The 11097-nt window shown below is 51.7% G+C and carries 11 protein-coding genes; 9 read left to right on the forward strand and 2 right to left on the reverse strand.

The window, feature by feature from the left end:
- From IGR76_16215 to IGR76_16240, 6 genes are all read left to right on the forward strand, one after another.
- The coding region (locus IGR76_16215) for an LOG family protein (GenBank protein MBF2080011.1) at positions 1-574 on the forward strand (574 nt) is incomplete at its 5' end.
- 85 nt (positions 575-659) lie between these two features.
- Entirely contained in the window at positions 660-1856 is a 1197-nt protein-coding gene (locus IGR76_16220; GenBank protein MBF2080012.1) for an NAD(P)/FAD-dependent oxidoreductase, read from the forward strand.
- A complete protein-coding gene (locus tag IGR76_16225; GenBank protein MBF2080013.1) occupies positions 1856-2545 on the forward strand; it encodes an HAD family hydrolase in 690 nt (229 codons plus the stop codon). Before IGR76_16220 ends, IGR76_16225 begins: the two co-directional genes overlap by 1 nt.
- 313 nt (positions 2546-2858) lie before the next feature.
- Positions 2859-5042, forward strand: a complete 2184-nt coding sequence (gene nrdJ / locus IGR76_16230; GenBank protein ID MBF2080014.1) for a ribonucleoside-triphosphate reductase, adenosylcobalamin-dependent — start codon at positions 2859-2861, stop codon at positions 5040-5042.
- 26 nt (positions 5043-5068) lie between these two features.
- Entirely contained in the window at positions 5069-5251 is a 183-nt protein-coding gene (locus tag IGR76_16235; protein ID MBF2080015.1) for a hypothetical protein, read from the forward strand.
- A gap of 35 nt (positions 5252-5286) precedes the next feature.
- Complete coding sequence (locus IGR76_16240) at positions 5287-6003, forward strand: TPM domain-containing protein (GenBank protein MBF2080016.1); 717 nt, start codon at positions 5287-5289, stop codon at positions 6001-6003.
- Between the two features lie 77 nt (positions 6004-6080).
- Here IGR76_16240 and IGR76_16245 read toward each other — a convergent pair whose 3' ends face one another.
- Positions 6081-6473, reverse strand: a complete 393-nt coding sequence (locus tag IGR76_16245) for a DUF4346 domain-containing protein (protein ID MBF2080017.1) — start codon at positions 6471-6473, stop codon at positions 6081-6083.
- A gap of 90 nt (positions 6474-6563) precedes the next feature.
- The gene (locus IGR76_16250; protein MBF2080018.1) at positions 6564-7463 is read right to left on the reverse strand and encodes a 4-hydroxybenzoate solanesyltransferase; all 900 of its coding nucleotides are present in this window, start codon (positions 7461-7463) and stop codon (positions 6564-6566) included.
- Between the two features lie 1357 nt (positions 7464-8820).
- Here IGR76_16250 and IGR76_16255 point away from each other — a divergent pair.
- The 3 genes from IGR76_16255 to IGR76_16265 all read left to right on the forward strand — a co-directional run bounded on the left by IGR76_16255 (position 8821) and on the right by IGR76_16265 (position 11007).
- Positions 8821-9273 carry a CAAD domain-containing protein gene (locus tag IGR76_16255; protein MBF2080019.1) on the forward strand — a complete coding sequence of 151 codons (453 nt, stop codon included), beginning with the start codon at positions 8821-8823 and terminating at the stop codon, positions 9271-9273.
- A gap of 201 nt (positions 9274-9474) precedes the next feature.
- The gene (locus IGR76_16260; GenBank protein ID MBF2080020.1) at positions 9475-10149 is read left to right on the forward strand and encodes a hypothetical protein; all 675 of its coding nucleotides are present in this window, start codon (positions 9475-9477) and stop codon (positions 10147-10149) included.
- Positions 10150-10278: 129 nt separating this feature from the next.
- A complete protein-coding gene (locus tag IGR76_16265) occupies positions 10279-11007 on the forward strand; it encodes a phosphoribosylaminoimidazolesuccinocarboxamide synthase (GenBank protein MBF2080021.1) in 729 nt (242 codons plus the stop codon).
- Positions 11008-11097 lie beyond the last annotated feature (90 nt).

Genomic DNA, 11097 nt, shown 5'->3' on the forward strand with positions numbered 1-11097 from the left:
ACTGTTTTTCCTTCGGGAAACAGATGCCTTAGTTCTGTTTCCGGGCGGATTTGGCACGCAGGATGAAGTGTTTGAGTGTTTAACCCTCATCCAAACTGGAAAATCGACGCTGGTTCCCATTGTTTTGGTGGAACAACCTGGTGGCAGCTACTGGAAGAGCTGGGATCGCCATATTCGTGACCACTTGCTGGGGGCAGGACTGATTAGTCCGGAGGATTTGAGTCTTTACCAAATCACCTACGATAATGCCGAAGCCTGTCGGATGGTGACCAGCTTTTACCGGGTGTATCACTCCAGCCGCTATGTCGGCGATCGCCTCGTGTTGCGGCTCAAATCCGAGCTATCCGATGCCCATATGGACTACCTGAATGAAACCTTCAGCGACATTTTGGTGAAGGGCAAAATTGAAAAAAGTGGCCCTGTTGTGCAGGAACTAGATCCAGAACTGGCTTCTCTCCACCGCATTGTGCTGTACTTTAACCAACGGGATTTAGGGCGCTTGCGTCAGATGATTCAGGTGATCAACGAGTTAGAGCAAGACTCTCCAGCGGCAACCCATCCAGAGCAGCGCTAGGCGTGAAGCACTGTCTGACCCACGGTCATTGTGAAGTTTTGTCGCTATGCTGAAGAGGAGTGATCCATGCAGGGAGGTATGCGCCATGACTGAACAAGCCCGTCGAATTTATATCTTGGGTGGTGGTTTTGGAGGACTATATACGGCGCTAGCCCTGAGCCGCTTGCCGTGGTCTTCGAACCTCAAGCCTGAGATTGTGCTGGTCGATCAGCGCGATCGCTTTTTATTCTCGCCCCTCCTGTACGAGTTGCTGACGGGCGAGTTGCAGACCTGGGAAATTGCGCCGCCGTTTAGTGAACTTTTGGCAGGTACATCGATTAAGTTTCAACAAGGTGCGGTGAGCACCATTGATGTGCAGCACAATACCGTGATTTTCCAGGACGGGATGCCGCAGTCCTATGATCGCCTAGTGCTGGCCTTGGGCGGTGACACGCCTTCGACAACGATTCCTGGCGTACATGAGTATGCGCTGCCGTTTCGGACAGTGCAGGATGCCTATCAGCTTGAAGAAAAGCTGCGCCAGTTTGAAGTATCTCCCTCGGATAAGATTCGGGTGGCGATCGTAGGCGGCGGCTACAGCGGTGTGGAGTTGGCCTGTAAGTTGGCGGATCGCCTCGGTGAACGGGGACGGATTCGGCTAGTAGAAAAAGGGGATGATATTTTGAAGCGATCGCCCGCCTTCAACCGTGAAGCGGCTCAGAAAGCCTTGAGCGATCGCAACGTCTGGATTGATCTAGAAACCGGAGTTACAGAAGTCACCGCTACCACGATTTCGCTCGACTATCGCGGCCAGGTGGATACGATCCCCGTGGATATTGTGCTGTGGACAACCGGAACACAAGTTGCTGAGGTGGTGCGATCGCTGCCTGTGAAGCATAACGAGCAAGGGCAGGTGATGGTTGAACCCACGCTCCAAGTTGTCGAGCATCCCGATGTGTTTGCGGTGGGAGATTTGGCGGAATGCCGCGATGCAGACGGTCAAATCATGCCCCCGACGGCTCAGGTGGCGATTCAGCAGGCGGACTATGCAGCTTGGAATATTTGGGCGTCGCTGACCGATCGCCCCTTGCTGCCGTTCAAGTATCAGAATTTGGGTGAAATGATGACTCTGGGGGTTGAGAATGCGACCCTCAGCGGTCTAGGTCTAAAATTGGAGGGGCCAATGGCTCATGTGGTTCGCCGATTGGCGTACCTGTGGCGAATGCCAACGTTAGAGCACCAGATTAAAGTCGGCCTGAATTGGATCGCCGCCCCTCTCCGAGATGTATTACTGAAGTCCTGATGAAGAATCGTCCAAAGATCATTTTTTTTGATGCGGTGGGCACGTTGTTTGGTGTTCGCGATAGCGTGGGTACAGTCTACCGAGATATTGCCCTAATCTACGGGGTGGATGCGCCTGCTGAGGTGATTAATACGGCGTTTTTCCAAGCCTTTAAGACTGCTCCAGCCATGGCATTTCCAGGGGTGGCTGAGGAAGACCTTCCAGAACGGGAATTTTCGTGGTGGCGGGCGATCGCCGCACAAACTTTTCAACAGGTTGGCGTTCTCGATCAGTTCGAAAACTTTGACGGATTCTTTGCGAATCTCTATGCCCACTTTGCGACGGAGAAACCGTGGTTTATCTATCCTGACGTGATTCCGATGCTGAACCACTGGCGCGATCGCCAAGTCATGCTTGCTGTGCTTTCAAACTTCGATTCCCGTCTGCATAGTGTCTTGCCTCAGTTGGGGTTAGCGGATTACTTTGCGTCGGTCACCATTTCGACGGAGACGGGAGCGGCCAAGCCCGATTCCAAGATTTTCCAGATTGCCCTAGAAAAGCATCAGTGTCCTCCAGAGGCTGCATGGCACATTGGCGATAGCTATCAGCAAGATTATCAAGGTGCAAAAGCGGCGGGGATTCGTGGCATCTGGCTCCGGCGTGATTACGGGCGTATTGAAGATCCGAATAGCGCCGTAGAGTCGGTCTGATTCCCCGCGTTATTTTTCCTGATGCCGGACGCTATTGGTAGCGTTGTGAGTGAAAGTGGCTTGAACGCTTTTGCTACTGTTGAACAATAGTGATTGACTGATTTTCAACGTTATCGATCCGATTCATTACAGGAACAACGGTACTTTGATGGTTTCAAGCCCTATCGATCCGATTCGTTACAGCGAGATTGCAAATTCAGGGTTAAGCTTATATAGTGTTGATTTAGATTGGAGACCGCTAGGAGACTCTAGATGTAGACTCCTAGCGCCTTTCCATACTTTGCCCCATACCCAGCCTGTGAGAGTGTGACCTATGGTTCAAGACTTGGAACGAACACGCCCAACTCATCAATTTCCAGAAGTAGCTCCCGCCGCAAACGCGGTTTTCTTCCGAACCTATAGTCGGCGAATTGGCGATAGTGCCACCCTTCGGGAAACCTGGGAGCAAGTGTGCGATCGCACCATCGGCGGCATCGCCAAACTTGGCAAGCTCACCCCAGACGAAGTATCACTGCTGCGGGATATGCAGATGCAACTCAAGAGTCTGCCCTCTGGACGCTGGCTGTGGGTAGGCGGCACAGACTGGATCGAAAAGCCCGAAAATTTCTCTGGAGCCTACAACTGCACCAGCACGAACGTGGTGGACTGGCGATCCTTTGGCCTGATGATGGATTTGGCGATGATGGGCTGCGGCACGGGTGCGGTGCTAGAGACAAAGTATATTAATCAACTGCCTGCTATTCGCAATGCGCTGAGTGTGGCAATTAAAGGGGACATTGGCACGATCCCCGTGGGTGAACGGCAAGATACGACGGATGTGATTGTGGACGGTAACCAGGTCACGATTCGGGTCGGGGATAGTCGTCAGGGATGGGTGCAGTCCTATCAAGCGTTGTTAGAGCTATCGACGGATGAGCGGTTTACGGATACCGTCCAGGTGTCGGTGGACTTGAGCCATGTGCGTCCGGCGGGCGATCGACTCAAGGGATTTGGTGGCGTCGCAAACCCCATCCGCCTGCCCCACCTCTACGAACGGTGCGCCAAAATCCTCAACAAAGCGGTGGGTCGGCAGCTAAATTCCGTCGAGTGTTGCCTATTAATTGATGAAGCGGCGGCTTGCGTGGTCGCAGGCAACATTCGCCGAAGTGCGGGAATGCGTCAATTTGACAGTACTGATCTCGTGGCGGCAGGTGCTAAGGAAAATCTGTGGCAGCAAGATGAACAGGGCAATTGGCGCATCGATCCCGAACGGGATGTGCTGCGGATGGCGAACCATACCCGCGTGTTCCACCGTAAACCGAACCTAGAGGAAACGGTGGATGCGGTGCGAAAACAGTTCTACTCCGGCGAAGGGGCAATTCAGTGGGCGGGTGAGGCTGAGCGTCGTGCCCAGGGCGAGAATCGCTACGGTCTGAATCCATGCGGTGAAATCGTCGGTCAAAACTTCCATTGCAACCTTGCGGAAGTTCACTTGAATCAGCTTAATCCCCAGGACTTTGAAGGCCAGGAAAAAGCGTTTACGGCAGGGGCGTTGTCCGTTGCGGCGCTTCTCAATCATCGCTTCCAAGAAGAACGCTATCAAAAATCTCGTGAGGAAGACCCCATTGTGGGTGTTTCGTTCACAGGCTTATTTGATTTCTTTGTGCAGGCGTTTGGTACGGAGTGGCTGCGTTGGTGGGCAGAAGGCCGTCCCGATACGATGAAGGGGCTGGAGTTTAAAGAGAAAGAACGCGAATACCTTAGCCGCTGGAAAGAGATCGTGCATCGCGTTGTGTGGGAGTACTGCGATCGCCACGGCATCAAGCGTCCGAATCGGTGTACAACCGTTCAACCAGCGGGTACAAAATCCTTGCTGACCGGAGCCAGTCCAGGCTGGCATCCGCCCAAGGCGCAGCGGTTTATTCGTCGGATTACCTTCCGCAAGAATGATCCCGTAGCGATGGCCTGCATGGACTACGGGTACTCGGTCGTGCCATCTCAGTCGGACAAGGATGAAAATGGGCATTTGCTCAATGATCCCTTTGATCCCCGCTGTACGGAATGGCTCGTGGAAATGCCCGTGGAGGTCTCTTGGGCGAATTTGCCGGGAGCGGATGAAATTGATATCTCGAAGTTCACGGCTCTAGCACAGTTTGATTTCTATATGCAGGTGCAGAAGTTCTACACCGCTCACAACACCTCGGCCACGATTGAACTGCGTGAGGATGAAATTGAGCCGCTGGCAGAGCGCATTCATCAGGCCATTCAGACCGATGAAGGGTATATTTCAGCGGCCTTGCTGCCTCGCTTTGATGCCCTTCAAAATTTCCCGCGTTTACCGTTTGAGCCGATTTCCAAGGAGCAGTACGACACGTTGCTGCGGGAGGTTCACGATCGCCGCCAAGTTGAAGACTTCTACACTGCCCTTTGTCGATATGATGCAGGCGAAATGGTAGAAGCAGGGCCAGCAGGTTGCGATTCCGACAAGTGCATGTTGCCAGAGCAAACACCGTCTTAATCCAGTTCCTTTCCTTCCTTGTAACGGTGGTTGAATCTCTACGGGTTCATTCCTCGCCCCTTGGGGCGGAATACCTGCCGGGGCTTGCCCCGTGGGTTCATACCTTTGATTCAAGTAGCGCATGGGGCGATCGCCCCATGTTTTTTATGCCGCCAAATTCCATCTCCCGCCATTACGCGGATTCGTGGTGCCTCGTTTGCGCCGTATAGTATGGTTTGAAGAGAAGGCATTGGATAATACGTGAATGATTCAGCTCCTCAATCCTAAATTTGGGTGGCAGCGTGTTCTGAACCCCCTGGTTTTATCGTTTTTTGGATTATTGATCTCCGCCCAGCTTTGGGTCAGCCCAGCGTTGGCGACGGGTGTTTACACCATGCCCTCGTTGAGCGCTGGCGATCCGACCTGGGTGATTGATGACGCAAATGTGTTAAGCCGTTTGGTACAAGGCAAGCTTAGTAATCAGCTATCTGAACTGGCGGATGCAACCGGGTATGAAGTTCGCTATGTGACGATTCACCGGTTTGATTACGGTGAGACCGCGCAAACGTTTGTCGATAAGCTTTTTGAAAAATGGTTCCCGACGCCTGAAGCCCAGGCGAATCAGGTGATTGTGCTGCTCGATAACCTCACCAATACCTCCGCGATTCATGTCGGCGATGCAGCCAAGACATTGCTAACCGATGCGATCGCCGAGAGTGTGGCTCAGGAAACGTTGCAAGTTCCGCTTCGCCAAGGGGACAAGTATCAGCAAGCCTTTTCAGACGTGAGCGATCGCCTTGCGGTTGTTTTATCTGGAGGGCCTGATCCCGGCCCCCCGGTTGTGACCGAGAAAGTCAATGTCGAAGGAACATTTACCAGCGCTGAAGAGACCGATACCAACAGCGCGACGCTGATCGTAATTGTTTTACTAATCGCGGCAACTATTATTCCAATGGTGACCTACTTCTGGTACGTCCGCTAGGGCAACGCTAACGTCCATACCTAAACGTTGAAACGCCCGACGGATCAGGGCGTTTCATCATTTTTACTGCGGGAGGCTTAATCCTGAATGTATTCAGTTCCGTGAATGAGCGCCTGCTCTGCGCGCACAAATTCTCGTCCCAGGTATAGCGCATGATCCAGACGACTTAACGGACAGGGATCGGCCTCCTCCGTAATTCTGATCCCCAGTTCCTTTGCTGTCCGTCCTTTGAAGGTGGCCGTGGGCGATCGCTTCAAGCTCCCCTTGGCACAAAGGGGTCCACCCGTTTCAGGATCAACCGCGAGTCCCTTTTCATTAATGGTGTTGGTGTAATGTTCAGCGCAGATTAACCCCGCTTCGTGGTCTACATAGATGATGAAGTAGCCATCGGGATCAAGGGCGATGAATCGTTTGGAGAGCTGATCATCCAGGGCTGCAAGCCGTGCAGCAGCGACGGGCGTTTGAGTCATGTCGGGGTAGAGGTTGGAAACAGCCACAGATTGTATTCTTGATTACGCTAAAAAGACTATTTTAATCTTTCTAGTGGATATCTGGCAGTTTTAGAAGCGGGTGCCTAGAACGATTCCCACCAGCAAAATAAAGCCAATCCAAACATTTTGCTGGAATACGCGCCCGTAAATCGCGGGATGGGGATTACGAGGTCGCAGTTCGGAATAGTGCCAGGCCCAACCCAAGCCAGCGATCGCCCAAGAAATCCAGTACAGCACGTTTAAGGATTGAGCCACACCCGTCAGCGCCAAGAGTGCTACAGCGCCAGCAAAAAAGATTCCTACGGCCTCAGCCGCGCGATCGCCAAAAAAGAGCGCACTCGAATTCACCCCAATGCGGCGATCGTCGTCGCGATCGGCCATCGCATACACGGTATCGAACCCCAGCGTCCACAGCACCGTTGCACCCCAGAGTAGCCAAGCAGGGAGACTCAGGCTAGCCGTCACTGCCGTCCAGCTAATGAGTACGGCAAACCCCCATGCAATCGACAAAACAAGCTGAGGCACAGGAAACACCCGCTTAGCCAGAGGATACAGCACAATCACAGGCACCGCCGCCACACACAGCCAAAAACTGAGGGAATTGAGGTAACGCGCCAGTCCCCACGCGCAGGTAAAGGCAATGAGGAGAACAACGATCCCGGTCTGCACGGAAAGGGTACGGGATGCTAAGGGTCGCTTTTGAGTTCGCTGGACTTTGGGATCAATATTGCGATCCCAAAGATCATTCACCACACATCCCGCCGCACTGGTGGCAAGACTGCCTAAGACGATCACGAAAACAAGGGGAAGGGGGGGAAAACTGTGGGCTTGGACACTATGAGCGGCTAAAAACACGGCCCACAAAGCCGGAATCATCAGAATAAAACGGCCAGCGGGCTTGTCCCACCGCAGTAAGCGAAGTACCGAAACCCATTGCGCTTCAATGTCAGGTGGTTGCTGCTTTAGCATGAGATCTCTTAAGCCGGAGGGTGAACGTAATTAAAGGGATAGAATCCATGACAGGCAAGCCATGAGTCCCCATCTCGCGATCGCGACGTTTAAGATAGTTTTAAGTTTGGTAAAGACAACTTACTACTAGCATATCGTTGATAGGTAAGCGATCGCATATGCCCGTATTCAGAACTGTTCTAGCGCAAGCGATTCTGACAACGTTTCCCCGTGAAAGCACCCGTCGGGTTTCTGACCTGGCACCTACTCCTTTTGCAATAGCCGTAAATTGAATCGTTGACGGAAGGGATGTTAACGATATCGATTAAGTTCTACGAATTTGCTTGAACATTCCGTAAGATTTTTGGAGATCTCTGGAAAAAGCTGGCATAAAAGGAAATAATAGTAGTCCTTAGCCGTAAGGGCACTCATGAGGTATCTGTTTGCTCCCAGTTCAAGAATATTTCGCAGTTCAAGAATATATAGTGCTGAATGTCCAGAGCGTAAGTGTCTTTGCCTCGTATTAGCCTATTAAAGACCGATCAGCATTAGTGTTCTCCTCATAGGTGCATTGATCAACGTAATGCTATGAATCGAAGTGTGACATTGTTTCTCTGGTCTATTGGTAGAACCTGTAGTCGATAGAGGCAAGGTTTAATCGTGATTCCTGCTGTTTTAGACGAATCCAAAATCTTTCCATTCAAGTTCTGGTTTGAAGGTCAAGTGCAGGATGGAATGGCATATCAGAACGAACTGTTCTGCCGTCTTTTGACGGCTGATGTTTCGGAAAAGGTGCGGTTGTACCAGTATGCCTGTCGTATTTCAAATAATGATCGTCTAGCCCTAAGTACAAGTGAGTCAAAGTGCAGTCTTTGGGTTAGCCTGCGAAGTATAGAGATGGTGCGAAAGCGCTTAGACGATTACCCATTACCCCTGTATTTAAAGCCCCCCTCGAACGCGTTCTGAGGTGAAGGAGGAACGCTGCTCTTAGGTGTTGGCCTCCACGGGAATGAATTAAAGACTTTGTAATTAGAGCCTTGATTTTTCTGGAATCAATGCTAGATTAATGCACAATTTCGCTGAGTGTTTCTCGATCGCAAAGCTTGGGTTCGCCCAGCCTCTACCGAGCGATGCTCTTCTAAGGAGTTGTATAGGTTCAAGGCCTGACGCAACCCGGGCGATCGCGGGGTCTATCTAAGACGTCTTGCATTTCTTAGCACTCTGCTTTAGTGTCAAATATGTTCAATAGGGCGAGAGAATAACCAGCTACCGATCCCTAGGGGTTGAGAGTGGTACGTTGCCCTAGGTTGAATGGTTTCCTAGCAAATGTGCTTTAGCTTGTTGTTTTTAAGGTGTGGCTATGGATGAGAATAAAGATATGAATGACGTTATTTCCGATTCTGCGGAAGCGGCAGCTGAGGCGCTGCGCAGCTCTGCGGAATCGCTTGAAGAAGCTTCGAGCAAAATCGAAAGTACTCAATTCCCATCGGGTGAACAGGCAAAAGAGCAGTGGCAGGAAATTGTTGATAAGGTCTCTGCTTTTCTAGCTGAGCTCCCAGAATATTTGTCTGGCTTTTTTGGTGAGTACAAGCAGCCCATCGTGACGGTTGGCTTAATTGTGGCAGCCATTATCTCTGTGAAGCTAACTTTGGCTGTTTTAGGTGCGCTGAATGATATCCCCCTGCTGTCTCCGCTTCTGGAGTTGATTGGCCTTGGCTACTCTGCGTGGTTTGTGTATCGCTATCTCTGGAAAGCCTCTAGCCGTCAGGAACTGGCTAACGATTTCAATGCGTTGAAAGAGCAGGTCTTGGGCAATAACCCTTTCAAATAACGAGGCTACAGTAGGTGCGATCGCCCCTTTAAGGGGGGTAAAATACAGTAAAGCCTTTGCGCTCATGCTTTAAGTCAAGGTGGAGAGATTTTTTGGAGTCTCTCCACCTTTTTGGTTTGGAGGGATATGCTCGATCTTGGGTCTAGCATGCCAAAATTTAGGAAGACCACCCTCTAGGTCTGGTGTTTTTGAGATAGTTGTATGCGTGTCCCTTTGCCTCAATTTGCATCGCAGGTGCGGGCTCCTGGTTACATTGCAGAGGTGATCGAAACCTCAACGACTGAGTTTTTGGCGCAGTGTCTAGAACCCGATGATTTAAGCTTTGCAGCGATGCCACCTTTTGGGAGCTGGGTCAAGGCATCGGATGAGGAATCGGGGAACCAAATCTATGCGGTTGTGTATCACGCGACCACAGCTCCGATCGATTCGGTCCACCGAGCGCGGGCACTGGGACTTTCGCTACAGGAGCTACGCGAGCAGCAACCCCAAATTTTCGCCATGTTGAAGACTGAGTTTCGAGCGGCGATCGCTGGCTTTCAAACGCCCAGCCTCCCCAGCAACGGAAAATCTGCTGCCCCGCGTCCATCCGCAATCTATCAGTACCTCCCCCCGCGTCCCCCCCAAGTGCATCAGGCCGTTTATTACTGCGAGCCAGAGGAAATTTTGGCGTTTAGTGAATCGCTGGACTTTCTGCGAACGCTGCTTCAGGTGGGGCAAGCTCCGGTAGATGCGCTGACGGCAGCGGCGATTCGGACGATCTACCAGATCCGCAAAGCCGATCGGGACTGGCTCGTTGAAGCAGGGCGGATGTTAGGAACCTTGCTGAAAGATGATTATGACCGCCTGCGCATTATCCTGAGCCAAATTCATCCCTAGGTATAGAGCTATGGCAGAATCCGTGGTCATCGGCTCTAGAACCCCCCCTACCATAAAAAGCCATCCGCCTGTCAAAATAGGGAATGCCAAATTTTGACCCTATGTGAGATAACGACGCGGCGCTGTCCTATGCCAGAAAAACTATACGAGGGAAAGGCAAAAGTTCTTTACCCAACCGACGATCCGAAGGTGCTACTGACCTACTTTAAAGATGATGCCACGGCGTTTAATGCCCAGAAGCGGGGCAATATCCTTGGAAAAGGTGAGATTAACTGTGCAATTTCGACCTACTTGTTCAAACTTCTCGAACAAAACGGGATACCGACCCACTTTATTGACTGTCCCAGCCCTCGCGAAATGCGAGTGCAGGCCGTTAAAATTGTTCCCCTAGAGGTCGTCGTCAGGAACATTGCGGCGGGTAGTCTCTGTCAACAGACTGGGTTGGAATTGGGAACGGTACTGAAGCAGCCGCTTGTGGAGTTTTACTACAAGAATGATGCCCTAGGAGATCCGCTGCTAACGCGCGATCGCTTGCTCCTTCTGGAGCTTGCGACCCCTGAGCAGGTGGAACGCCTAACGACGATGGCGCTTCAAATTAACCAGATTCTCTCCAATTTTTTTGCAGCTTGTGGTATTGCCCTGGTGGACTTCAAGCTGGAGTTTGGCCTGAACAGCGACCAAACCCTGCTGCTAGCGGATGAGATTAGTCCAGATACCTGTCGTCTGTGGAATCGGGATTCTACCGATCCTAATCAACGGGTGCTCGACAAAGATCGGTTCCGCCATGACCTAGGCGATGTGGAAGCGGCCTATCAGCAGGTTCTAGAGCGCATTCGTGCTCAGGTGCTACAAGGCTAGACTTGGCTGTCCGTTCACGAATGTGGTATTAAAGCGTAACGCAGTATGAACAATGCTGTACAATCTTTGCGGCTGACTCGTGCAGTCGGT

Source organism: Synechococcales cyanobacterium T60_A2020_003, from assembly GCA_015272205.1.
Lineage (GTDB): Bacteria > Cyanobacteriota > Cyanobacteriia > RECH01 > RECH01 > JACYMB01.